This is a genomic window from Ancylobacter lacus, from assembly GCF_018390635.1.
GTDB classification, from domain to species: domain Bacteria; phylum Pseudomonadota; class Alphaproteobacteria; order Rhizobiales; family Xanthobacteraceae; genus Ancylobacter; species Ancylobacter lacus.
Genome location: NZ_JAHBGE010000038.1, coordinates 41,417 through 65,209 on the forward strand (window position 1 = coordinate 41,417; position 23,793 = coordinate 65,209).

Here is a 23,793-nt window from a genome sequence, read left to right on the forward strand (position 1 = left end):
CACCGCCATCACCTTGCCGTTCCTGCCGGGTGAATGACACATTGCGGCAGATTATGACCTCGTAGGCCGCAGAAGGAGCAGAAGATGCGCCCGCCTGTGCTCGACATGTTCGATCTGCGCATCCTGCGGGAGCTTCAGGAGGACGGCCGCCTCACCAATGCCGAGCTCTCCGAGCGCATCGGGCTGTCGCCCTCGCCCTGCCTGCGCCGTACGCGGCAGCTCGAGGAAATGGGGCTGATCGCCGATTATCAGGCGCGGCTCGACGCCCGGAAGCTCGGCCTCGGCGTGCTCGCCTTCATCCATGTGCATCTGGAACGGCAGGTCGAGGAAGCCGCGCGCGATTTCGAGGCCGCCGTGCTGGCACTGCCGCAGGTTGTCGCGTGCGACAGCGTGACCGGCGACAGCGACTATCTCCTGCAGGTGGTGTGCGAGGACCTGGAGGCCTTCGCCCATTTCGCCCACGACATCCTCATGGGCATTCCCGGCGTGCGCGGTGTGCGCTCCTCGCTGGCGCTGAAGCGGGTGAAGGAAGACCGGCGGCTGCCGCTCGACCATCTCCGGCCAACGCCTGTTTCAGTGGATTCCGTTGCCGAAAAGACAGGCAGCGGCAGGGAACCGCGCAAGACGACGCGTTAGGCGGCAGATTCTGCCGTTCACCGCCACGCTGCACCGCAACAACGCAAGGACATGCCGGCATAGGTCAACTAGTCTTACCTATATCGGCAGCGCAGTCGCGCCGCCCCGTCCGACGGAGGCAGTCATGGCGTTCGTGGCAGACACCCTGATCTCCCTCGCCGCCCGGCGCGGCGGCATCCCCGGCATCCGCGCGCTTTCGGCAGGAGCGCTCGCGGCCCTGCTGCTGAGTGGGGCCGCGCTGCTGTGGTCGGGCAATTTCTTTGTCGGCCGGGTGCTGGCCGACACGGTGCCGCCCGCCACCCTCTCCGCCGCGCGCTGGAGTGTGGCGCTGGCGCTGCTGCTGCCCTTCACCTTCCGCGAGCTTGCGGGCAATTTCGGCGTCGTGCTGCGGCGCTGGCCCTTCTTCCTGGCCTGCGGCGTGCTCAACATCGCGGTCTTCACTGTGCTGATCTATGCCGGGCTCGCTCATACCAGCCTCATCAACGGCTCGCTGATCGGCTCCTGCGCACCCATCGTGGTGGGGCTGTTCGGGTGGCTGCTGCTGCGCGAGCGCTCCAGCGCGCGCCAGCTCCTGGCGCTCGCCGTCTCCACCGCGGGTGTAGGGCTGATCGTGCTGCGCGGCGATCTCGGCCATCTGCTCGGCCTCGCGCTCGATCCGGGCGACCTCGTGCTGTTCGCCGGCATCTGCGCCTTCGGCCTCTATGCCGTGCTGCTGAAGCGCTTTCCCTGCGAGCTGTCCACCGCCGCCGCCCTCGCCGCCAGCATCCCCTTCGGCCTCGCCGCGCTCGCCCCGGTGGCGGCCTGGGAACTCCTGCAGGGCGGGCTACCGGCCGCTCATGCCGGCGCGCTCGGCGAGGCGCTGCTCGGCATCGGCTATGTCGCGACATTGCCGACGCTCGGCTTCGTGCTCTGGGCCCGCGGCGTGGCGGAGCTGGGCCCGGCGCGGGCGGGGCAGTTCCTGCAGCTCATGCCGGTGTTCGGCGCCGGGCTCGCGATCGGCGTCCTCGGCGAGACGCCGCAGCTCTATCACGGACTGGGCCTCGGTCTGGTCGTCGCCGGCCTCGCCCTGCGCGACCGCGCTCCGGGCTGAGAGCGGCTCCGCTACCGCAAGGGGCGGCTGGCGGCAAACCTGCGGTGCACGGCGTCGAACAACGCGTCGAGCCCGAGCGCCAGCATCGCGAAACCGCAGCCGAGGCTGAAGTCGAGCACCCGCTCCTCCACATCGCGCGCGGCGACGCCGGCCGAGCCGGCGATCACCTCCAGCAGCAGCAGCACGAACATGGTGAGCGCGGCATTGCCGAGAATGCCGTGTATCTCATGGGCCGGCCAGCGGATGAGCGCGGCGATCATCATGCCGGCGATCAGCCCCCAATGGCCGCCGCCGACCAGGGCGCTGACAACCAGCGCCGCCACCGCGCCGGCGACGCAGCCAAGCATCACCTCCACCATGGTGCGCCAGCTCGTCATCACGTCGTGGCGGAGCACCAGCACGACGGCGATGAGGGTCCAGTAGGGCTTGGCGACGCCCAGCCCGACGCTGGTGAGCGAGGCGAGCGGCACGACGATGCCGACCGCCGCCGCAAAGCGCCACCTCTCCCCGGCGGTGTCGCGCAGGCGCCGGGCGATGCCGGCCGGCGCGGGCGCCAGCGAAGGCCGGGGTCCGCCCACCAGCCCATCCCACACCGCCGAGACCGCAAAACCATAGGCCACGGTCGCCAGCGCGGCCGCGGCCCCGATGCCGTCCAGATGGATGTAGTGCGCGCCGATGGCGAAGGTGAAGCACAGAAAGCGCGAGGCCGCCGCCGCAGTCGCGTCGAGCGCCTCGACCAGCGCGTAGAGCACGCCGGCCGCCGCGAACCCCAGCGTGGTCGGCAGGTAGAGCCCGCTCACCAGCGTGCCCAGCCCCGCCCCCGCCAGCACCACGAGCCCGCCGCCGACCATCCAGCCGAAGCGCGGCGCCAGCCGCCCGCCCACATCGAGGCTGAAGCACAGGATCGCGGTCACCAGCGCGAAGATCATCCACGTGCCGACGCCAATGGTCAGCGCCACCCCGATCGGTCCCAGCACGGTCGCGGCGAAACGCACGGCCCGCCCGATGGTGCCGTCGCCGCGCCAGGGCGGCGGACGCGGCACCGGCCCCGCGGGGGCGGACGAAACCGCCGATCCTGCATCCACCAAAGCCGGCTCCTTCCGATGGGATATCCATCCCGCCGAGGGACGCGGGTTTTACCCCGTCTTTACCCCAACGCGTGGAGATTGTGGACGCATGTTGCGTTGCTAGGCGTCAGGTCGGTCCATGAAAGTTCTGCGTAACGGGGTAACGACGGCGGGTTCCGGCCGCGGCAAGCGTGGCGGCGGCATGGGGGACGGAACGGCGGACAGCCTGCCGCTCAACACCATCCGCCACGGCGACTGCATCGCCGAACTGGCGAAACTGCCGCCCCGTTCGGTCGATCTCGTCTTTGCCGACCCCCCCTACAATCTCCAGCTCCAGGGCGAGCTGAAGCGCCCGGACGACAGCCTCGTCGACGCCGTGGACGATGCCTGGGACAAGTTTGAGAGCTTCCAGGCCTATGACGATTTCACCCGGGCCTGGCTGCTGGCGGTGCGCCGGGTGCTGAAGCCGACCGGCACGCTGTGGGTGATCGGCTCCTACCACAACATCTTCCGCGTCGGCGCGATGCTGCAGGATCTCGACTTCTGGATCCTGAACGACATCGTCTGGCGCAAGACCAACCCGATGCCCAATTTCCGCGGCCGCCGCTTCACCAATGCCCATGAGACGCTCATCTGGGCGGCGCGGGAGCCGGACGCGCGCAACTACGTCTTCAATTACGAGGCGCTGAAGTCCGGCAACGACGACGTGCAGATGCGCTCGGACTGGCTGTTCCCCATCTGCTCCGGGCATGAACGGCTGAAGGATGCCGAAGGCCGCAAGGCTCACCCGACCCAGAAGCCGGAGGCGCTGCTCGCCCGCATCCTGCTCGCCGCCAGCCGGCCGGGCGATGTGGTGCTGGACCCCTTCCTCGGCTCGGGCACCACCGCCGCGGTCGCCCGCCGGCTGCGCCGCAACTTCATCGGCATCGAGCGCGACGCCAGCTATGTCGCCGCCGCCACCGCCCGCATCGCCGCCGTGGAGCCGCTGCCGGAAGACGCGCTCACGCTCGCACCCTCGGCCCGGGAGGCGCCCCGCGTGCCGTTCGCCGCGCTGATCGAGCGGGGCCTCATCGCGCCGGGAGCACTGCTCACCGATGCGCGTCAGCGCTTCCGCGCACTGGTGCGCGCCGACGGCACGGTGTCGCTGGAAAGCGCGCCCGGTCTCGGCACGGTCGGCTCCATTCACCGCGCCGGGGCGCTGGCGCAGGGTGCGGAGGCCTGCAACGGCTGGACCTTCTGGCACGTGCCGACACGCGACGGCCTTGTGCCGATCGACAGTCTGCGCGCCGCCTTCCGAACCGAAATGGCGCAGGCGGCGGAATAGGCGGGGCGGCGATCCCCCGCCGATCGCGTATGAAAAAGGCCGCCGGGCGGCGGCCTTTCATTAGTGCGGAAGGGAATCGGCGGCTCAGAGGTCGGCCGCGCGCTTCACCGCGTCCTTGGCTTTGCCCTTGGCCTGCTGGGCTTCGCCCTTGATTTCCTGAACCTTGCCTTTGGCCTCGAGTTCGCGGGAGCCGGTCGCCTTGCCGATGCCCTGCTTGACGTTGCCGACGGCCTCGTTGCCGAGGCCCTTGGCCTTGTCCGCTGCACTGCCCATGGTGATGATCTCCTGGTGAGCCGCACGATGTGCGGGTTGCTTCACCAACGCGCCGGGTGCGGCCGGGTTCACCGAACCGGCCGAATTAATCGGCATGGGCCAACACCTTGCGCATCACGCTCGGGAAGGCTTCGGCATCGAAGCCCTGCGGCGTGACCCAGCGATGGCCGGCCGGCGCCGGGGTGTGCTGCGGCAGCCGGGCGCGCCAGAGCGCCAGTTCCAGCGCGAAATGGCTGAAGACATGGCTGACCGCCGCGTTGAGCGGATGCCAGTCGGCGGCGAGCGGCGCGTGCGCGGCGACGTTCGCGACAGGCTCCGGCTCCCACGGCGTCGAGGGCACTTCCGTCATCCCGCCGAGCAGGCCCCTGGGGGGGCGTGAGCGCACCAGCACGGCGCCGTCCGGCCTTACCGCCAGAAACGCGACGCCCCGCCGCGTCGGCCGTGCCGCCTTCGCCACCTTGCGAGGGTAGAGTTCCGCCGTTCCCGCCGCGCGGGCACGGCAGGGGACCTGCCAGGGACAGAGCGCGCAGGCCGGCCGGCGCGGCGTGCAGATGGTCGCACCGAGGTCCATCACCGCCTGGGCGAAATCGCCGTGGCGGTGCGCCGGAAGGATGTCCAGCGCCAGCCGCCGGAACAGCGGCCGCGCCGCAGGCAGAGGCTCCTCGACGGTAAAGAGCCTCGCCAGCACCCGCTCCCAATTGCCGTCCACCGGAGCAGCGGCGGCGTCGAAGGCGATCGCCGCGATGGCCGCGGCGGTGTAGGGGCCGATGCCGGGCAGCGCCAGCAAGGCAGGCTCCTCCGCGGGGAAGCGTCCGCCATGGCGTTCCACCACCGCCCGGGCACAGGCATGGAGATTGCGGGCCCTCGCGTAATAGCCGAGCCCGGCCCAGGCCGAGAGCACCTCCTCCAGCGGGGCGGCGGCAAGATCCTCCACCCGTGGCCAACGGGCGAGAAAGCCCGCGTAGTAAGGCCCGACCGTTGCTACCGTGGTCTGCTGGAGCATGATCTCGGAGAGGAAGACGTGGTACGGGTCGGCCCGCTTGCCGGGCGGCGCCCGCCAGGGCAGGTGCCGGCGATGCCGGTCGTACCAGACGAGCAGCGCGGCCGGGTCCGGCCCCTCCCGAGGCGGCAAAGCAACGCCCCCCGGCTTTCGTGCGGGACCATCCATTGCTAGTTTGGCTTTCGACGCCATGCTGTCATCGGCTCCGCGCCGCGCACATCCCACGCGCGGCCGCGCCACGATGGCGGCCCCGTCGGCGGACCGCAAGGCGGCGCCGGACTTTGGTCGAGAACGTCATGAAAGCAGGGGAAGCGACGGCATGAGCCGACCGGAAGGCCCGATCCGCCGGCAGCGCACCGCTGCCCGCCCGCTCGCCGACCTCATCACCGGCAGCATAGCGGAGAGCTGCGCCCGGCGCGGTCTCGCCGCGGTCGACATCGTGACCCACTGGCCGGACATCGTCGGCGCGGGGCTCGCGGCGCGGGCGCTGCCGATGAAGCTGGTGTGGCCCTCCCGCCCGGATGCGGATGAGCCCGGCGTGCTGCATGTGCGGGTGGAGGGCGGCTATGCCATTGAACTTCAACACGATGCGCCCATCGTGATCGAACGGATCAACCGCTATTTCGGCTGGCGCTGCGTCGGGCGGCTCGCCCTGAAGCAGGGTCCCGTGGCGCCGCCCCGGCCGCCCCGCCGCCCGCCGCCCGAGCCTGACGCGGGGGCGCGGGGGGAGGTGGTGCGGCGAATGGAGGCGATGGGCATCGGCCCGTTCGAGGAGGAGCGGCTGCGCGACGCGCTGGCGCGGCTCGGCGCCTTCATCGCCCGCGAGCGCGGCCCGGCCGGGCGCTGAGGTATGGCGCTGAGGTGCGTCACTCGGCGCCCATCACGCAGCGGTGACAACACGGCGCGGACGCCTACCGTTGCCATGATCGCGCCGTGCTTGTAGGCGCTTGTGCGACCGGGTGGCGCCGCGCCCCCGACCCGTGTTCCGAACCTTGCCTCACCGGAGTTCTCCAATGATCGATCGCCGTCGCTTCCTCGAGGGAGTCGGAGCCGTCGCCCTCACGGGGGCCGCGCTGCTGGCCTTTGCCAGCCCGCAGAGCTTCGGCCCGGCAACGTTCGCCTTCATCGGCGAGGCCGAGGCGCAGACCGTGAGCGCCGACAAGCTGATGGCGCCCGGCGCGCTGCCGGACATCGTGCTGGGCAAGGCGGACGCGCCGGTCACCATCGTGGAATATGCCTCGATGACCTGCGGCCACTGCGCCCATTTCCACACCACCACCTTCCCGATCCTGAAGGAAAAATACATCGACACCGGCAAGGTGAAGCTGATCCTGCGCGAGTTTCCGCTGGATGTGGTGGCGAAGGGCGCCTTCATGATCGCCCGCTGCGCCGGCCCGGACAAATACTACCCGATGGTCTCGACCATGTTCGAAACCCAGAAGGACTGGGCCTTCGGCAACAACCCGGCGCAGGCGCTGCTCGCCATCGCCAAGCAGGGCGGCATGACCGAGGAGCAGTTCAACACCTGCCTCTCCGACGCCAAGCTGGCCGGCGAGGTCGACCAGGTGTCGAAGCGCGGCGCCGAGCTCGGCGTCTCGGCGACGCCGACCTTCTTCATCAACGGCAAGAAGATCTCCGGCGCGCTCAGCCCGGAAGACCTCACCAAGGAAATCGACCCGCTGCTGCCGGCCAACTGAGACGCGACTGGGCCGCCGCCGGGATGAGGGGCGCACCTCATTCCGGCGGCGGACAGCCCCGCCGGCGGGGCCGCGCCCGCCTCAAGCGAGCGCCGCCGGCCGCCGCGGACCCCGCCGGTGCCGCCGCCGGCAGATCCGCCTGCGCGGTATTAAATAACCTTTGAGACAATGACCGGTCAGGCCGATGAGGTGGACGATGTGTCCATCCACACCCCTGACCGACGGGCCGCCCTGCCCCTGCCTGCCCCACGATCGGCCGATGCCGGGACGCCGGCTCCGGCAGCCGTGCCCGGCGGGACCTCCCGTTCCGGCCCGCCCTCACGCCGCGGCATGTCGCCGCAGCACCCGGCGATCATCCTCCCCTGACGGCCATTGCAGGGCGCGCCCCCGGGTCACCGGGCGCCCCATCGGGCTCCGCCTGTGCGGTCCCGCAGCGGTGCCTCTCGCAGCCGGGCGGACGGCACGTCCCGGCCCGCCGGAGCCCCGCACGAGGCGACCGCGCCGCGCGTCCGGGGGCCTGTGCGGCGGACCCGGGGTGGGGTTGCGGCGATCCCGCAGGCCATCCGTCGGACACAGACATCGGGTGGACACAGACATCGGGCTGGGCGACATGGCCGGTACCGCCAGCCCACCTCGTCCACCGCGCCGGCAACCGCGCCACGCTGACCCCAGCCGCGCCTCGCCCCACCTCCAGACCCGCCTCACGCCAGCCGGCCGTCGTCTGCTCCGCCTGCCCTCAGCCATGGACCGTGGCCACCGGCACGTTCGCCGGTCCCGGAGCCACTGGCGGTCGCGGCGGCGGCCTCAGGCCGCAAGGACGAGGCAACTTTTGCGGCGGACCCGGGGTGGGGTTGCGGCGATCCCGCAGGCCGTCCGTCGGACACCGGGCTGGGCGACATGGCCGGTACAGCCGGCCCACCTCGTCCACCGCGCCGGCGACCACGCCACGCTGACCCCAGCCGCGCCTCGCCCCACCTCCAGACCCGCCTCACGCCAGCCGGCCGTCGTCTGCTCCGCCTGCCCTCAGCCATGGACCGTGGCCACCGGCACGTTCGCCGGTCCCGGAGCCACTGGCGGTCGCGGCGGCGGCCTCAGGCCGCAAGGACGAGGCAACTTTTGCGGCGGACCCGGGGTGGGGTTGCGGCGATCCCGCTGGCCATCCGTCGGACACAGACATCGGGCGGGGCGACATGGCCGGCACGGCCGCCGTTGCCCCTTTCCGCCTCCGACCCGCTTCAAACGGGACCTTACCCGCGCCACGCCACCTCCCGACCCGCCTCACGCCAGCCGGCCGAGGTCCGCTCCGCCTTCCCTCGGCCATGGACCGCAGCGGCCCGACCGCGCCCCGGCTCCACCTTCCGACCCGCCTCACGCCGGGCCACGACCGCCGCCCCGGCTCCGACCATCGGCTCGCGGCCCACGGCTGCCCGTCATTCCCCTCCATCCCCCGCAGGAACGGCGGCTCCGGCCACACGCGGGCCTCGGCACCCCGCCCGGTCGCCGGCCGGGGGCGCCTCACACGCGCCCGCCCGGACGGTCCGCTCCGCCGCCGGCGCGCTCAACCACGGGCTTGGCCGGCTGCCACCCGAGGGTGGCCCCACCTCCCGGCAGGTGCTGCGACCAAGGCCCGTGACCCGAACCCGGTCCGAACCCGGTCCGAACCCGTTCCCCGACACGCTCCACCGCAGCGTCGTGGCCGGCGGTTCACGCCGGCAGGGCGAGGCGGCCTTCCCGGTCGAGCGGGAAGCCGGGGTTGTGGGCGATCTCCCAGACATGGCCGTCGGGATCGGCGACATAGCCGGCATAGCCGCCCCACGCCGTCTCGTGCGGGCCGTGCAGCGCCCGGCCGCCGGCGGCGACCGCGGCGATGATGGTGCGGTCCACCTCGCGCCGGTCCGGCCGGTTGCAGGCCAGCGTCACCCCGCCGAACATCCCCGCCCGGCCCGACAGCACGCCGGCATCGGCCGCCAGCTCATGGCGGGGATAGAGCGCCAGCGCCACCGCGCCGGCCGCGAAGAACATCACCCCCTGCGCCTCGGCACAGCGGCGGGACAGCCCCATCGCGGCATAGAAGCGGCCGGCGCGGGCGAGGTCCTCGACCCCCAGCGTCACCAGCGAGACATGGAGACCCGGCGCCGCCGCCGGGCAGCCCGGCTTTGCCGCGTCCAATCGGGCCGCGTCCAATCGGGCCGCCTCCACCTTGGCCGTCTCCACCTTGGCTGCCTCCACCTTCGCCGTGCCGCAGGCGGCGAACGGCGCCTCCCCTACCGCCCGACCGCCGCCGGCCGGCCCGCCCGGCGGCGCAGCCCCGATGCCGCCGCGCGCGGCCGCGCCTTGCTGCGGGCGTGCGCCCGTCCGCATGCCGATGACCGTTCCCATCATCTCCGCTCCTCCCCGTCTCTCCCGCCACAGCCGGCCGATACCGACTCGCGGGCCCCGCTCCACCTCACCCACATCCGCCGCCTTCAGGCCCGGAACTGAAATATTACGCTACGTAACCTCCTGCCGGCACAGCCGCGCCGATCACCACGCGACCGGAAGGGCCGAGGCCCTCCCCCGGCGGTTCGCCGGCCGGGCGGCGCAGGCCGACCGTCCCGCGCCCTGCCCCACACCTCCCGGCCGGGCAGGCGCCGCCGAAACGCGCACCCCGGATTCCCGGCTTCCGTGGCGCACCCCCGGTCCGCCCTCCGGCCATCGTGAGGGCCGAAGTCCCGGCATCGCCGGGCACTTCCGCCGGCCCGGTCCATTCGTCACCTTTCGAGGCGACGATGGGCGGTTCCCGTGCCGGTCGCCGCAACCGGCGCGGATCGCGCCTAGCCGAACAGCGACAACTGCTCGCCCGCCGCCGGACGGCGGTGGAAATGCCGGGTGGTCAGCTTCAGATGCCGCCGGTTGAGGCCGAGCCGCTCCACCGCGATCTCGAACCGCCGCCCCACGGTCCAGGCATAGGGGCCCGAGCCGGTCATGCGCTGGCCGAAGGCGGCATCATATTCCTTGCCGCCGTGCAGCTCCTTCACCAGTGACAGCACGTGGCGGTACTTGTCGGGGAAATGCGCCAGCAGCCACTCCTTGAACAGGTCGCGGATTTCCAGCGGCAGGCGGAGCATGACATAGCCCGCCTCTTCCGCCCCGGCCGCGGCGGCGGCGTCCAGAATGCGCTCCAGCTCGTGGTCGTTTACCGCGGGAATCAGCGGGGCCACCAGCACCGCGGTCGGCACCCCGGCCTCGCTGAGGCGGCGCACCGCTTCCAGCCGGCGCACCGGGGTCGCCGCCCGCGGCTCCATCGCCCGCGCCAGCTTGTGGTCCAGCGTGGTGATCGACAGCGCCACCTTCACCAGCCCCTTCTCCGCCATGGGGGCGAGGATATCGAGGTCGCGCAGCACCAGCGCCGATTTGGTGACGATGCCGACGGGGTGGCCGAAATCGCGCAGCACCTCGAGGATGCGGCGGGTGAGGCGCCATTCCTTCTCGATCGGCTGGTAGGAATCGGTGTTGATGCCGAGCGCGATGGTGCGCGGCTCATAGCCCGCCCTGGACAGCTCCTTCACCAGCAGCTCCGGCGCGTCCGGCTTGGCGAACAGCTTCGATTCGAAGTCGAGCCCGGCGGAGAGGCCCTGATAGGCATGGGTCGGCCGGGCGAAGCAATAGACGCAGCCATGCTCGCAGCCGCGATAGGGGTTGATCGAGCGGTCGAAGCCGACATCGGGGGAGTCGTTGCGGGTGATGATGGTGCGGGCCCGCTCCACCGTCACCTCGGTGCGGAAGGCCGGCAGCTCGTCGAGGCTCTGCCAGCCATCGTCGAACGCCTCCCGGCCATGCGGCTCGAAACGGCCGGCGGCATTGGAGAGCGCGCCCCGCCCGCGCCGCCGCTCCGCCTCCACGCCCGGCGCGGCGGCCTCCTCCCCGGCGCCGGCCATATCGACGAGCGCGCTACGGTCGCGCGCCGCGGCGGCCTCCGCCTGCTCGCGCTGCGCCTGCCGCTCCTGCGCCAGCCGGCCGAGGATGTTGCGGTTGCCGGCCCGCCGGCGCGGCGCCGCGGCCGTCACCGGCCCGGCCGGGGCCGGCCGCAGGCCGGCGTCCTCGATCTGTGCCATGGGAAGTGCTCCTGCCTCTGTTCCGTTCTAGGGCCGAAAACAGAACATATCAAGAACATCTCGCATTCTTCGCATCAGGGCTCGACGCTGCGAAACGACGTGCTATAGGCAGATCAAGGACTTCAGCCAGAATGTGACACGCCCGGCGCGCCCCGGCGGGCGATAGCCCCATGGAAGCCCGTGATCTCCGTCGTCATCGCCACCCACTCCACGGAACGGCTGCTGATTCCCACGCTGGCGGCGCTGGTGCCGGGCGCCGCGGCCGGCCTCGTGCGCGAGGTCATGCTGGTCGACAGCGGCCATGCCGGCATCGCCGAGATCGCCGACGCGGCGGGCTGCGAATATCTCGAGGGGCCGGCCGATGCCGGCGCCCGGCTGCGCCAGGGCGCGGCGGCGGCGCGCAGCCCGTGGCTGCTGTTCCTCGAACCCGAGGCGCTGCTGCAGGAAGGCTGGCCCCGCGACGTGCGCGGCTTCATCGACCAGGTCGAGCGGATGCAGGCCAGTGACCGCCAGGCCGCCACCTTCCGGCTGGCGCTGGACGGCTTCGGCATCGCGCCGCGGCTGCAGGAGGCCGCCGCCATGGCCCGGCAGGCGGTGACGGGGCGGCCCCGCGCCCAGCAGGGCCTTTTGATCCACCGCCGCTTCTACGACCGGCTCGGCGGCCACCCGCCGGGCGCCAGCGCCCCGCACCGGCTGTTCGGCCGCATCCGCCGCGGCGGGCTGGTGCTGCTGCGCTCGCAGATCCTGCTGCCGGGCTGAGCCGGCCGCGCGCCGGGCGCGGCTCGGCCGGGTCCGCGCGCCGGGCGCGGCTAGACCGTGGCGCCCTTCGCCTTCGGCCGCTTCAGGTGCTCGTCCAGCCGGGGCAGGATCTCGACGAAGTTGCAGGGGCGGTGGCGCACGTCGAGCTGGTGCACCAGGATCTCGTCCCAGGCGTCGCGGCAGGCGCCGGGCGAGCCGGGCAGGCAGAACACATAGGTCGCGTTCGCCACGCCGGCGGTGGCCCGGCTCTGCAGGGTCGAAGTGCCGATCTTGCCGAAGGAGACGAGGTGGAACACGGTGGAGAAGCCCTCCATCCGCTTTTCGAACAGCGGCTCCACCGCCTCCGGCGTGACGTCGCGGCCGGTGAAGCCGGTGCCGCCGGTGGTGAGGATCACGTCGATGCCGGGATCGGCGATCCACCCCTCCACCTTGCCGCGTATGGCGGCGACCTCGTCCGGCACGATGTCGCGGGCGACCAGGCTGTGGCCGGCCGCCACCAGCCGGTCGACCAGCGTGGTGCCCGAGCGGTCGTCGTCGAACACGCGGGTGTCGGACACGGTGAGCACCGCGATGTTGAGCGCCACGAACGGCTTTTCGGCGGGTGTCTGGGTCATGGCCGAGAGATAGGCCTCAAATCGCGCCCTGAAAAGTGTTGCACTGCTGCATGGAGCCGGTTTTCAGCCCGCGGGTGAACCAGGTGCTGCGCTGCTTCGAGGTGCCGTGGGTGAAGCTGTCGGGCACCGCATAGCCCTGGCTGCGCTTCTGCAGCGTGTCGTCGCCGATGGCGGTGGCGGCGTTCAGCGCCTCCTCGACATCGCCGGCCTCAAGGATGCGGAAGCGGTCATTGGCGTGGTAGGCCCACACCCCGGCGAGGCAGTCCGCCATCAGCTCGACCCGGACCGAGAGGGTGTTGGCTTCCTCGCGGGAGGCCTGGCGCTGGCGCTCCTGCACCTTGGCGAGCAGGCCGATCTGGTTCTCGACATGGTGGCCGACCTCGTGGGCGATGACATAGGCGGCGGCGAAATCGCCCGGCGCGCGGAACCGGTCCTTCAGCTCCTGGAAGAAGGAGAGGTCGAGATAGACCTTCTGGTCGAGCGGGCAATAGAACGGGCCCATGGCCGACTGGGCGGCGCCGCAGCCGGAGCGGGTGGCGCCGGAGAACAGCACCATGCGGGGCTTCTCGTAGGTCTTGCCCTGCGCCTTGAACAGCTCGACCCAGACATCCTCGGTCTGCGCCAGCACCGCGCTGGCGAACTGGCCGAGCTGGTCGCTGGGCGCGCCGGTACGGGCGGCGGGCGCCTCCTGCTGCGTCTGGCGGCCCTCGCCGAAGATCGCCTCGGCGCCGCCGAGCAGGATCGCCGGGTTGATGCCGGTGGCCCAGGCGAGCAGGCCGACGACGATCAGCCCGCCAAGGCCGAGCCCGCCGCCGCGGAAGCCGCCGCCGCCACCGAAGCCGCCCCCTGCGCCGCGACGGTCCTCGACATTGTCGCTGCGGCGGAAATCCTCCCACCTCATAGGCCTTCCCCCCGGCGTTGTCCGGCCCGCAGGGGCGGGCCGGCGGCAGTGTGGTCGAACCCCGGCGCGGCGGCAAACGCGCGCCGGGGCCGCCATCAACCGCGAGAGGTGCCCCGCTGTTCCAGCCAGTCGCGCGTCAGCGTGAGATCGGGCTGGGTGAGGCCGTGGCCGGCCGGCAGCACGCGGTGGTCCACCTGCGCCCCGGCCGCGGCGAGGAAGCGGGCGAGGCGGGCGGCGTTCTCCTCGGGCACGATGGGGTCCATCGCGCCGGAGAGCATCAGCACCGGCGTGCCGGGGATCGGCCGTGCCGGCGGCTGCGCCAGCGGCACCATGGCCCGCACCAGCACCGCGCCGGCCAGCACCTCCGGGTGGAGCTGGAGCAGCGCGGCGGCGATGTTGGCGCCGTTGGAAAAGCCAAGCGCGATCGGCGCGGCGAGGCCATAGGCGTCGCGCGCCTCCGCCACGAAGGCGGCGAGGTCGCCCGCGCGGCGGCGCACATCCGCCTCGTCGAACACGCCTTCGCGCAGCCGGCGGAAGAAGCGCGGCATCGCGCCTTCCATCACCGGGCCACGCGGCGAGAGCAGCGCCACGCCGGGCGCCACGCGGGCCCCGAGCGGGACGAGATCGTGCTCGTCGCCGCCGGTGCCGTGCAGCAGCAGCAGCGGGGGACGGTCGGCGGTGCCGGGCTCGAAACGGTGGATGAAGGAAAGCCCGGCCTTCGCCGGGGCGGCGTTGACGGTCATGACGAAATCCTCCGGCCGCCTCGGGCGGCCTTTCCAGAAACGGCCGCCCCGCAGGGCGGCGGCCGCGATGGCGGCCATGGGGTCAATGTCTGCCGCCCTTGGGCGGGAATTCCTGCCCCTCCGGGCCGGCACGGCCGGCCTTCGGGGCGGACAGCCGGCCGGCGCCGGTTCGTCCGGCCGCCCCCTTCCCGAGCCTCCCCGCGCGAGCGGAAAGGGCGGGAGGGGTGCCCGGGCACACGGCCCGGGCGTTGGCGGCAGGAGAGCTCGGAAACCGGAGCCGGGGAACGGAACTCAGGCACGGAAGCCCGAAACGGGGGCTCGGGCACGGGGCTCGCCACGGGAACACCCGCCAGCCGGCGGGCGAACCCCCGGCGACGTCCGCGCCCCGGTCGCCCCGGCCGCGGAAGCCGGACCGGCGGGCCCGCGGGGCCCGCCGGCGCCGCGTCACGCGATCTCGGGCAGAACCTGCTCGATGCGGGCGCGCTGCGGCTCGAGGAAGGCCGGCAGCTTCAGGGCCTGGCCGAGGCTCGCCACCGGCTCGTCGGCGGCGAAGCCGGGAATGTCGGTCGCGATCTCGAACAGCACATGGCCCGGCTCACGGAAATAGACCGAGCGGAAGTAGTTGCGGTCCTTCTGCTCCGTGGTGCGGATGCCGTGGTTCTCCTGCAGCTTCTTCACCATCGCCGCCTCGGCCGCGTCGTCCTCGGCGCGGAAGGCGATGTGGTGCACCGAGCCGCCGCCCATGCGGGCCGGCAGGAAGCCGCCGGCCTCGTGGATGTCGACCACGCCGCCGATGGCCTGCCCCTCCACCGCGAAGCGGACCAGCGAACCCTCGCGGCCGACCTCGCGGAAGCCGAACACGTCGGTCAGGATCGCGCCGGTGGGCGCGGCCTCGGCCAGCAGCAGGTTCACGCTGTGGAAGCCGCGAATGGCCGCCTCGGCGGGAATCTCGCCATCGGTCCAGCCCGGCTCGTTCTCGATGCCGGGCACCGCCACCAGCGCGAGGCGCATGCCGTGCGGGTCCTTGAAGGACAGCACGCTCTCGCCGAACCGCTTCACCGGGGCCTGATGGGTGACGCCCTTTTCGACGAAACGCTGGGTCCAGTAGCCGATCGCGCCTTCCGGCACGCGGAACACGGTCTCCTGCGTCTCGCCGACGCCGAGCCGGCCGGGCGCGACATGGTCCCACGGGAAGAAGGTGAGGATGGTGCCGGGCGAGCCGACCTCGTCGCCGTAATAGAAGTGATAGGTGCCGGGATCGTCGAAATTGACGGTCTTCTTGACCAGCCGCAGGCCGAGCGTGCGGGTGTAGAATTCGACATTGCGGCGAGCGTTGCCGGCGATCGCCGTCACGTGGTGGATACCGTTGTGGATCATCGTGGTGCCCTCATCTGGTGGGGCGCGCCAGCGCCCTTGCTGGCCATCCAGATAATCCGAACCGGGACGGAATCCATCAAGGCATCGCTTGCGTTGACGCAACATCGCTCCTGCCGATATGATTCACGCATTGCGGCCACGAAACGATTTGGTATCGCGACACGGAGCTTCGACAGGCATGGCCGAGCCGTTCAAGGGACTGAGCTGGGACGATTTCCGCCTCATCAAGGCGGTCGCGGACGCCCGCGGGCTGCCGGCCGCGGCGGCGCAGATGGGGGTGAACCACTCCACCGTGTTCCGCCGGCTCAACCAGATCGAGGAGACCCTCGGCGGGCCGCTGTTCGAGCGTCACCGCACCGGCTACGCCCTCACGCCGTCGGGGGAGGAGCTTTTCGCCCTCGCGGCCCGGCTGGACGAGGAGATCACCAGCGCCGGCCGCAAGCTGGCCGGGCGCGAGCCCACCCCGGCGGGCGAGCTGCGGGTGACCATTCCCGATTCCATCATGATGAACCTGCTGGTGCCGGTGCTCGGCGGCTTCCGCCGGCGCTACCCGGAGGTGCGGCTCGATTTCGTGCTGTCGGCGACCTCTCTGAACCTGTCGAAGCGCGACGCCGACGTCGCCATCCGCGCCACCGACCACCCGCCGGAGAATCTGGTGGGGCGCAAGATCGCCACCATCAACTGGGCGCTCTACGGCCGCGCGCAGGACTTTCCCAACCCGGAGGCGGTGACGTTCGAGGAGCTGGCGGCGCGCAACTGGATCGGGCTGGGGGAGAACTTCGCCCATGTGCAGGCGGCGAAGTTCCTGCACGAGAACATCGCCCCCGAGCGCATCGTGCTGCGCATCAACTCCGTGCTCGGGCTGGCCGAGGCGATCGAGGAGGGCATCGGCATCGGCCACATTCCCTGCATGAGCGGGGATGCCCGCCCGCTGCTGGTGCGCCTCGGGCCGATCGAGCCGACCTTTTCCGCCGATCTCTGGCTGCTGACCCACCCGGACCTGCGCCACGCCCCCCGGGTGCGGGCGTTCCTCGATTATGTCGGGGCCGAGGTCACCCGGATGCGGCGCTTCATCGAGGGCGGCTCGCGGCTGCCGGCCGCGGAGGCCGCCGCGACGGCGGGCGGCGGGGAGGACGGCGCGTCGGCCACGGCCGTGAGCCCGGCGTCAGCCTGACCGGCAGGGCCGGCGTCGAGCGGCGAGCGGCGAGGCCCGGCGGTCCCCCGCGCCGGGGCGGCATCACGCCTTGATGCGGGCCAGCAGGCCGTCGCGCAGGCAGGTCAGCTCATGGGTGAGCCGCTCCAGCGTGGCGGTGTCCTTCTCGAGGCAGGAGCCCATCTCCCGCGGCACGATGGCGGCCTCGGCGCGCAGGGCGCGGCCCTTCTCGGTGAGCTTCACCCGGACCTGGCGCTCATCCTCGGCGCAGCGCGAGCGCTGCACGAGACCCGACCCCTCCATCCGCTTCAGCAGCGGGGTCAGCGTGTTGGTCTCCAGCAGCACCCGGTCGCCGATCTGGCCCACGGTGAGGCCGTCGCCCTCCCACAGCGCCACCATGACCACATATTGCGGGTAGGTGAGGCCGAGCCGGTCGAGCATAGGCTTGTAGACGCGGTTGAAGGCGTGATTGGCGGAATAGACCGCGAAGCAGAGGAAGTCGCCGAGCCGCATCGGGTCGTCGGCCACGGAGCCCTTGCCGGTGATGTCGCCCTTGTCGGACATGACGCGCGCCAATCCCTGTTGTGTGACGAATAGATTAAATCGCATGCGACCTAGTTCAAGGGCGAATCGGACATGACCGGCATGCGTTTCCGCTGCGCCGGCAAGGGATCGCGGCGGCACGTCGGTGATAAGGCACCGCCGCGGCCCGCGTCCTGCCGGACAGCCGGCCGGGCCTACGCCTAAAGTTTGATGAAGCAGGCCCGCCCCCTGTAGGATCGGCGGGCAAGCGGGGCGGACCATGGCGGAAGACACGGCGAAGAGGCAGGACCCGGCGGCAGGCGCGCCGGAGCTTGGCGCGGCCGGGCGGCGCTCCTCGCGCCTGCGGCTGCGCGCGGCCTGGATGTACTATGTCGAGGGCATGACCCAGAGCGCCATCGCCGAGGCGCTGGACATCGGCCGGGTGACGGTGGTGCGGCTGCTCGCCGACGCCCGCAGCCTCAACGAGGTGCGGATCTCGCTCAGCCGCGAGGTGGCGGAGCTGCCGCGCCTGGAGATGGGGCTGCAGAAGGCGTTCGGCCTCGCCGAGGCGGTGGTGGTGCCGCTCTCCGGCCCCGGTGCCGACCCCACCCCGGCCATCGGCGCGGCGACCGGGCAGTATCTCTCCGAGCTGATCCGCTCCGACCTCCGCATCGGCTTCGGCTGGGGCCGCACGCTGATGCGCGCGCTCGGCTTCATCGACGAGAAGACGGTGAGCAACCTCTCGGTGATCTCGCTGCTCGGCGGCATCACCAAGGCCCGGCAGTACAACCCCGCCGAATTCGCCTGGCAGTTCGCCCGGATGTTCCAGGCCGACTGCCACCTCATCGCCGCCCCGGCGCTGGTCGACAGCCTCGACACCAAGACCGCGCTGATCGAGCGCTGCGGCCTCGGCACGGTCTACGCGCTGGCGCGGGAGATGGACGCGGTGGTGGTGAGCGTCGGCGGCATGGGCGCGCAGAGCACCGCGCGCCGGTTCGGCTTCTTCTCGGAGGCGGACTGGGCCTCGCTGGAGGCGGCCGGGGCGGTGGGCGACATCGTCTACAACTTCCTCGACCTCGAAGGCCGGCTGATCGACCACCCGATCAGCCGCCGGGTCATGTCCATTCCCATGGAGACGCTGCAGGCGACGCCGCGCCGCATCCTCACCTCCGGCGGGCCCGAGAAGACCGAGGCGGTGATCGGCGCGCTGCGGCTGCTGCGCCCGACCGTGTTCATCACCGACGAGGTGACGGCCGCCGCCGTGCTCGCCCGGCTCGGGCTGGAGGTGGCCGCGCCGCCGGCATGAAGGCTCGTGCACAAAGAGAACCTTTGCCGCCGCCGCAATGTCGGCTACCGAAGAGCCGACCACGCCCTGCGCCGGACGCGCGGGGGGAGAGGAAGCGCAGATGTTCTCCACCACCGGGCTCGCGCCCTTCGGCACGCCGCTGCCGGCCGGCTCCCACCCGGGCGGAATCGCCCGCACCGGCCTTGCCGCCGAGCTGGCCCGCCACACCGACGCGAAGGGCCCGATCACGCTCGGCCTCGTCGGCGCCGGGCAGATGGGCACCGACCTGCTGGTGCAGGCCGCGCTGATGCCGGGCGTGCGGATCGGCGCGGTCGCGGTGCGCAACCCCGGCTCGGCCTTCGAGGCCGCCGCCATCGCCGGCCATTCCCGCGAGGACCTCGCCGCCGCCTCCACCGTCGCCGGCATCGACCGCGCCATCGAGGCCGGCAAGATCGCGGTGACGGAGGACTACCACCTGATGTGCGCGGCCGGGCGGATCGACGTCGTCATCGACGCCACCGGCAGCCCCAACATCGGCACCATCGTCGCGCTGGAGGCGATCCGCAACGGCAAGCATGTGGTGCTGCTCTCGGTCGAGGCGGACATCACCATCGGCCGCCACCTCAAGCAGGAAGCCCGCGCCGCCGGGGTGGTGCTCACCGGCGCGGCCGGGGACGAGCCGGCCTCGACCCTCGAACTCATCGGCTTCGCCCAGGCGCTCGGCTTCGAGATCGTCTGCGCCGGCAAGGCCAAGAACAACGCCTTCGACCGCGACGCCACGCCGGATGCCTTCGCCGCCGAGGCGGCGGCGCGCAACATGAACCCGCGCATGCTGGTGGAGTTCGTCGACGGCTCCAAGACCATGGTGGAGATGACCGCGCTCGCCAACGCCACCGGGCTGGTGCCGGACGTTCCGGGCATGCACGGTCCCGCCGCCGACCGCGACGTGCTCGCCCAGGTGCTGTGCAGCCGGGAGGATGGCGGCATCCTCTCCCGCTCCGGGGTGGTGGACTACACGCTCGGCGCGGGCGTGGCGCCCGGCGTGTTCTGCATCGTCAAGCCGCGCCACGAGCGGGTGATCGAGCGGATGGCCGACCTCAAGGTCGGCCCCGGCCCCTGCTTCGCGCTGATCCGCCCGTTCCACCTCACCAGCCTCGAAGTGCCGCTCTCGGCGGTGCGCGCGGTGCTGCACGGCCAGCCCGACATGGAGGTGCTGGACCGCCCGGTGGCCGAGTGCGTGGCGGTGGCCAAGCGCGACCTCGCCCCCGGGCAGGTGCTGGGCAAGATCGGCGAGTACGACTATCGCGGCTTCACCATGGCCTGGCGCGAGGCGCGCGAGGGCTTCGCCCTGCCGCTCGGCCTCGCCGAGCGGGCCCGGGTGGTGCGCCCGGTGCGCAAGGGCGAGCGGCTGACCTATGACAACTGCCAGCCCGACGACACGCTGGCGGTGACCCAGATCCGCCGCCGGCTCGACCAGGCCGACGCCCGCTTCCTCGCGGCGTGACGCACGGCGCGGGCGCGGCGGGCGGCCGGCCCGCCGCCGTCAGGCTCGGCCGGCCAGCGAGGTGAGGGTCTCCAGCCGCTCCGCCACCTCGGCGAGGGCGTCGGCGAGCTGGCGCACCTGATCGGGCTTCAGCACGAGCTGCAGCGCGGGAATCGGTTCGCCCGGCTTCGGCGCGGTGGTGCCGATCTCCAGCCGCAGCCCGGCCGCTTCCTGCCCGAACAGCGCGGTGGTGAAGCCGAACAGCGGCCACACCTTGAGATGGCCCTGTCCGTCGGTTTCCCAGTCCTTAAAGGCGTCGCTCATCATCTGTCTCCCGGCGCGACCGGAGGGCCGCTGTTGCGCGAGCAGTAGCATTGCTGACACGATCGCGCGGCAGGCTTTTTGCCGCCGGTCCCGCGCGAGGCGCCGGCTACCGCCCTCGGCCGCGCCGGAACCCGCGGCACGGCACAGGCGAGAGGCGGCGACGGCCTGGGAAGACCCGCGCCGCGGCGCGGCGAGAAGCCGGATCCCGCGCCAGTGGCGCGCGACCACGTCCCCGAAGTCCCTTGCCGATCGGGCGCAACGATCGCCCGGCCGGCGCGTTCACGACGGCAGCACTGGGAAGACGCCATGGACACGCCCACCCGCAAGGCCCTCGAACTGCTTCTGGAAATCGCTGAGGAGCGCCGCATCCACGAGGCGGAAAAGCCCGACCCCGACTTCGCCGCCCGGCTGGAAGCGGCGATCGCGCAGGTGCGCGGCCTGCTGGGGGTGCTGGGCGACGCGGCGAGCTGACAGGCGCGGCCGCCGGACGGCAGCGGCACCCCTAAGGGGCAGCCCGTCCGCCCGACCCGGCGCACCGGAGCGAACGAACGGGCAAGGAACCGCCGCTCCCGCAGCGCGGGGGCGGAGCCGGCACGGCGTCGCTCGACGGGGCGCCGCTCAGCGGCTGGAGCGGGCGTTCGCGGTTTCCTGCTGCAGGATCGCCGCCGCGCCGTTCTCGGCGGTCTGGCTGAGATAGGCGTTGCGACCTTCGGTCAGCCGCGAGGTGGTGGCCGCCTCGGCAGCGGAAGCGCCGAACGCCGCGGCAGCAACGATCAGAAGAGCGGAAGCGGTCTTGAGGTTGATCATCATCATTCTCCCTGTTTGAAGGTCGATCTCGGCTCGACATCGACAATGACAATGTATCTCCGCCCCCTCCTGCACGTTATCGACTTGATGTTTCATCGAAACAGCCATGGATGTGACCGGACACATACAGGCGTATAGGGCGAAAGCCGGCCCGCCTGCGCGATACAGGCGGGCCGGCCCGGCCCTCAGGCGGAGGCGCGGAGCGGCGCCACGGCGGGCTCCGCCGCCGGCTCCAGAGCGTTGAGGACGGCATCCTCGACCCGTTCCAGCCAGACGAAGTCCAGCCGGTCGCGGGCATCCTGCGGGATGTCCTCATAATCGCGCCGGTTGCGCGCCGGCAGCATCACCCGGGTGAGCCCGGACCGCGCCGCCGCGACAACCTTCTCCTTGATGCCGCCGACCGGCAGGACGAGGCCGCGCAACGAGATTTCACCCGTCATCGCGGTGTCCTTGCGCACCGTCCGGCCGGAGAGCAGCGAGACCAGCGCGGTGAACATCGCCACGCCCGCGCTCGGCCCGTCCTTGGGGGTCGCCCCCGCCGGGACGTGGACATGCACGTCGTTCTTCTCGAACAGCGCGGGATCGATGCCGAACTCCGCGGCGCGGCTCTTCACCAGGCTCATCGCCGCCTGGGCGCTCTCCTTCATCACGTCGCCGAGCTGGCCGGTGAGGATCAGCCCGCCACGGCCCGGCACCCGGGTCGCCTCGATGAAGAGGATGTCGCCGCCGACCGGCGTCCAGGCGAGGCCGGTGGCGACGCCGGGCACGCTGACGCGCAGCGCCACCTCATCCTCGAACAGCGGCGGGCCGAGCAGCTCCGGCAGGTCCGCCGCGGTGATGGCGGCCTTCTCCACCGTGCCCTCGGCGATGCCGACGGCGAGGCGGCGCACCGCCCGCCCGACCTCGCGCTCGAGATTGCGGACCCCGGCCTCCCGGGTGTAGGCCCGGATCATCGCCTTCAGCGCCTCGTCGTCGATCGTCACCTGGCCTTCGGCCACCCCGTTCGCCGCGAGCTGGCGGCGAACCAGATAGCGCCGGGCGATCTGGAGCTTCTCGCTGTCGGTGTAGCCCGACAGGGTGATGATCTCCATGCGGTCGCGCAGCGGGCCGGGGATGGTGTCGAGCATGTTCGCGGTGGCGATGAAGACCACGCGCGAGAGATCGAACGGAACGCCGAGGTAATTGTCCCGGAACGTGCCGTTCTGCTCGGGATCGAGCACCTCCAGCATCGCGGCCGAGGGATCGCCCTGGATGCCGGAGCCCATCTTGTCGATCTCGTCCAGCATCATCACGCAGTCGCGGGTGCCCGCCTTGCGGATGCCCTGGATGATGTTGCCCGGCAGCGCGCCGACATAGGTGCGCCGGTGGCCGCGGATCTCCGCCTCGTCGTGCACGCCGCCCAGCGAGACGCGCACGAAGGCGCGACCCATGGCGCGGGCGATGGACTGGCCGAGCGAGGTCTTGCCGACGCCGGGCGGACCGGCGAAGCACAGGATCGGCGCCTTGCCGTTGGGCGCGAGCTTGCGCACGGCGAGATATTCGACGATGCGGCGCTTGATCTTGTCGAGGCCGAAATGGTCCTCGTCGAGAATGCGGCGCGCCTCGGCGATGTCGATGGCCTTCTCCTCCGGCAGCTTCCACGGCAGCGCGATCAGCCAGTCGAGATAGGTGCGGATCATGCCGTATTCGGCCCCGGCATCCGGCATGCGGCGCAGCCGGCCCAGCTCCTTGCGGGCCATCTGCTCGACATCCTCCGGCATGCCGGCGTCGGCGATCGCCTTTTCGAGGTCGGCGATCTCCTGGCTGTTGCCGTTGTCCTCGCCGAGCTGCTTCTGGATCGCCGCCATCTGCTCGCGCAGCAGCACCTCGCGCTGGCGCTCGTCCAGCGAGGCCTTGGTCTGGCGGCCGATCTCCTGCGACAGCCGCAGCACCTCGATGCGGTGGGCGAGCAGGCGCGCGACCTTGTTCATGCGGGCGACGATGTCGACCGTCTCCAGCAGCTCCTGCTTCTCCTCCGGGGAGATGTCGATATAGGCGGCGACGAGGTCGGCCAGCGCCGAGGGCGAGGCCGCGCCGCGCACGGCGGCGACCAGCTCCTGCGGCACCTGCGGCAGCAGCTCCAGCGCCTCCGAGGCCTGGCCCTGGAGGTGGACGAAGCGGGCCTCGATCTCCGACGTGCCCTCAGAGCTCTCCTCGATGCGGCGCACCCGCGCGGTGATGAAGGGCTTCTCCTTCACGAACTCCTCGACGCGGAAACGCTGCTCGCCCTGGCAGACGAGGTGGTGGGTGCCGTCCGGCGCGGTGACATAGCGCAGGATGTTGGCGACCACGCCCATGCGGTGCAGGTCCATCGGGCCGGGCTCGTCGACCGCCGGGTCGCGCTGCATGAGGATGCCGACCGGCCGGCCCTCGCGGATCGCCTGCTGGGCGGCCGCGATGGAGGCGGGACGGCCGACCACGACCGGCATCACCACGCCGGGAAACAGCACGAAGCTGCGGACCGGCAGGATGATGAGCGTGTCGGCGCCGTTGCCCTGGGTGCCGGGGCCGCCCGCGCCGGCTTCCGCGGGCGAGAGCGAGGCGCCGCCGGTTTCGGCGGAGAAGGTGGGGTTGGTGCGGGTGAAAACGGGGTTCTGCATGGTGA

At 71.9% G+C, this 23,793-nt stretch carries 23 protein-coding genes; 10 read left to right on the forward strand and 13 right to left on the reverse strand.

What is annotated here, in order from left to right; all coding sequences use genetic code 11:
• Positions 1–84 precede the first annotated feature (84 nt).
• Both KHC27_RS07300 and KHC27_RS07305 read left to right on the forward strand, forming a co-directional pair.
• Positions 85–636, forward strand: a complete 552-nt coding sequence (locus tag KHC27_RS07300) for an Lrp/AsnC family transcriptional regulator (protein ID WP_213336966.1) — start codon at positions 85–87, stop codon at positions 634–636.
• Between the two features lie 124 nt (positions 637–760).
• Positions 761–1,726 carry a DMT family transporter gene (locus KHC27_RS07305; protein ID WP_213336969.1) on the forward strand — a complete coding sequence of 322 codons (966 nt, stop codon included), beginning with the start codon at positions 761–763 and terminating at the stop codon, positions 1,724–1,726.
• An 11-nt stretch (positions 1,727–1,737) separates the two neighbouring features.
• Here KHC27_RS07305 and KHC27_RS07310 read toward each other — a convergent pair whose 3' ends face one another.
• Positions 1,738–2,811: an FUSC family protein gene (locus KHC27_RS07310; RefSeq protein ID WP_213336972.1), complete on the reverse strand. Its 1,074-nt coding sequence runs from the start codon at positions 2,809–2,811 to the stop codon at positions 1,738–1,740.
• 184 nt (positions 2,812–2,995) lie between these two features.
• On the opposite strand from KHC27_RS07310, the gene KHC27_RS07315 reads away from it, so the two are divergent.
• Positions 2,996–4,117: a site-specific DNA-methyltransferase gene (locus tag KHC27_RS07315; protein WP_213337275.1), complete on the forward strand. Its 1,122-nt coding sequence runs from the start codon at positions 2,996–2,998 to the stop codon at positions 4,115–4,117.
• A gap of 84 nt (positions 4,118–4,201) precedes the next feature.
• Here the strand turns inward: KHC27_RS07315 and KHC27_RS07320 are convergent, their stop codons facing one another.
• Both KHC27_RS07320 and mutY read right to left on the reverse strand, forming a co-directional pair.
• A complete protein-coding gene (locus tag KHC27_RS07320) occupies positions 4,202–4,390 on the reverse strand; it encodes a CsbD family protein (RefSeq protein ID WP_213337277.1) in 189 nt (62 codons plus the stop codon).
• Between the two features lie 85 nt (positions 4,391–4,475).
• Positions 4,476–5,558 (reverse strand): A/G-specific adenine glycosylase, encoded by a 1,083-nt coding sequence (mutY, locus tag KHC27_RS07325; RefSeq protein WP_213337279.1) that lies wholly within the window; start codon positions 5,556–5,558, stop codon positions 4,476–4,478.
• A gap of 151 nt (positions 5,559–5,709) precedes the next feature.
• Here mutY and KHC27_RS07330 point away from each other — a divergent pair, with 151 nt between their 5' ends.
• Positions 5,710–6,237 carry a DUF721 domain-containing protein gene (locus tag KHC27_RS07330; RefSeq protein WP_213336974.1) on the forward strand — a complete coding sequence of 176 codons (528 nt, stop codon included), beginning with the start codon at positions 5,710–5,712 and terminating at the stop codon, positions 6,235–6,237.
• A 166-nt stretch (positions 6,238–6,403) separates the two neighbouring features.
• Positions 6,404–7,087 (forward strand): DsbA family protein, encoded by a 684-nt coding sequence (locus KHC27_RS07335; protein ID WP_213336976.1) that lies wholly within the window; start codon positions 6,404–6,406, stop codon positions 7,085–7,087.
• 1,704 nt (positions 7,088–8,791) lie between these two features.
• Here KHC27_RS07335 and KHC27_RS07340 read toward each other — a convergent pair.
• Together KHC27_RS07340 and KHC27_RS07345 are read right to left on the reverse strand one after the other, a co-directional pair.
• Positions 8,792–9,469: a VOC family protein gene (locus KHC27_RS07340; protein WP_343210857.1), complete on the reverse strand. Its 678-nt coding sequence runs from the start codon at positions 9,467–9,469 to the stop codon at positions 8,792–8,794.
• 431 nt (positions 9,470–9,900) lie between these two features.
• Positions 9,901–11,004, reverse strand: coding sequence for a PA0069 family radical SAM protein (locus tag KHC27_RS07345; protein ID WP_213337301.1), 1,104 nt, complete (start codon positions 11,002–11,004; stop codon positions 9,901–9,903).
• 357 nt (positions 11,005–11,361) lie between these two features.
• Here KHC27_RS07345 and KHC27_RS07350 point away from each other — a divergent pair, with 357 nt between their 5' ends.
• Positions 11,362–11,940 (forward strand): glycosyltransferase family protein, encoded by a 579-nt coding sequence (locus tag KHC27_RS07350; RefSeq protein WP_213336978.1) that lies wholly within the window; start codon positions 11,362–11,364, stop codon positions 11,938–11,940.
• 50 nt (positions 11,941–11,990) lie between these two features.
• Here the strand turns inward: KHC27_RS07350 and moaB are convergent, their stop codons facing one another.
• The 4 genes from moaB to KHC27_RS07370 form a co-directional block, all read right to left on the reverse strand.
• A complete protein-coding gene (moaB, locus tag KHC27_RS07355) occupies positions 11,991–12,554 on the reverse strand; it encodes a molybdenum cofactor biosynthesis protein B (protein WP_213336980.1) in 564 nt (187 codons plus the stop codon).
• Between the two features lie 16 nt (positions 12,555–12,570).
• Positions 12,571–13,455 carry a KPN_02809 family neutral zinc metallopeptidase gene (gene ypfJ, locus KHC27_RS07360; protein WP_213336982.1) on the reverse strand — a complete coding sequence of 295 codons (885 nt, stop codon included), beginning with the start codon at positions 13,453–13,455 and terminating at the stop codon, positions 12,571–12,573.
• A gap of 95 nt (positions 13,456–13,550) precedes the next feature.
• Entirely contained in the window at positions 13,551–14,198 is a 648-nt protein-coding gene (locus KHC27_RS07365) for an alpha/beta hydrolase (RefSeq protein ID WP_213336984.1), read from the reverse strand.
• A gap of 444 nt (positions 14,199–14,642) precedes the next feature.
• Positions 14,643–15,575 carry a ring-cleaving dioxygenase gene (locus tag KHC27_RS07370; protein ID WP_213336988.1) on the reverse strand — a complete coding sequence of 311 codons (933 nt, stop codon included), beginning with the start codon at positions 15,573–15,575 and terminating at the stop codon, positions 14,643–14,645.
• A 178-nt stretch (positions 15,576–15,753) separates the two neighbouring features.
• Here KHC27_RS07370 and KHC27_RS07375 point away from each other — a divergent pair, with 178 nt between their 5' ends.
• Positions 15,754–16,749 carry a LysR family transcriptional regulator gene (locus tag KHC27_RS07375; protein WP_213336991.1) on the forward strand — a complete coding sequence of 332 codons (996 nt, stop codon included), beginning with the start codon at positions 15,754–15,756 and terminating at the stop codon, positions 16,747–16,749.
• Between the two features lie 63 nt (positions 16,750–16,812).
• On the opposite strand, the gene KHC27_RS07380 is transcribed toward KHC27_RS07375, so the two are convergent.
• Entirely contained in the window at positions 16,813–17,292 is a 480-nt protein-coding gene (locus tag KHC27_RS07380; protein WP_246519727.1) for a MarR family winged helix-turn-helix transcriptional regulator, read from the reverse strand.
• Positions 17,293–17,530: 238 nt separating this feature from the next.
• Between KHC27_RS07380 and KHC27_RS07385 the strand changes: the two genes are divergently transcribed.
• Together KHC27_RS07385 and KHC27_RS07390 are read left to right on the forward strand one after the other, a co-directional pair.
• Complete coding sequence (locus KHC27_RS07385; RefSeq protein ID WP_213336993.1) at positions 17,531–18,556, forward strand: sugar-binding transcriptional regulator; 1,026 nt, start codon at positions 17,531–17,533, stop codon at positions 18,554–18,556.
• A 166-nt stretch (positions 18,557–18,722) separates the two neighbouring features.
• Positions 18,723–20,039 carry an NAD(P)H-dependent oxidoreductase gene (locus tag KHC27_RS07390; RefSeq protein ID WP_425514865.1) on the forward strand — a complete coding sequence of 439 codons (1,317 nt, stop codon included), beginning with the start codon at positions 18,723–18,725 and terminating at the stop codon, positions 20,037–20,039.
• 39 nt (positions 20,040–20,078) lie between these two features.
• Here KHC27_RS07390 and KHC27_RS07395 read toward each other — a convergent pair whose 3' ends face one another.
• Positions 20,079–20,342 (reverse strand): hypothetical protein, encoded by a 264-nt coding sequence (locus KHC27_RS07395; protein WP_213336998.1) that lies wholly within the window; start codon positions 20,340–20,342, stop codon positions 20,079–20,081.
• Between the two features lie 306 nt (positions 20,343–20,648).
• On the opposite strand from KHC27_RS07395, the gene KHC27_RS07400 reads away from it, so the two are divergent.
• Positions 20,649–20,813, forward strand: coding sequence for a hypothetical protein (locus KHC27_RS07400; protein ID WP_213337000.1), 165 nt, complete (start codon positions 20,649–20,651; stop codon positions 20,811–20,813).
• A gap of 147 nt (positions 20,814–20,960) precedes the next feature.
• Here the strand turns inward: KHC27_RS07400 and KHC27_RS07405 are convergent, their stop codons facing one another.
• Positions 20,961–21,257: a hypothetical protein gene (locus KHC27_RS07405; RefSeq protein ID WP_213337002.1), complete on the reverse strand. Its 297-nt coding sequence runs from the start codon at positions 21,255–21,257 to the stop codon at positions 20,961–20,963.
• 77 nt (positions 21,258–21,334) lie between these two features.
• Positions 21,335–23,788 carry an endopeptidase La gene (lon, locus tag KHC27_RS07410; RefSeq protein WP_213337005.1) on the reverse strand — a complete coding sequence of 818 codons (2,454 nt, stop codon included), beginning with the start codon at positions 23,786–23,788 and terminating at the stop codon, positions 21,335–21,337.
• Positions 23,789–23,793 lie beyond the last annotated feature (5 nt).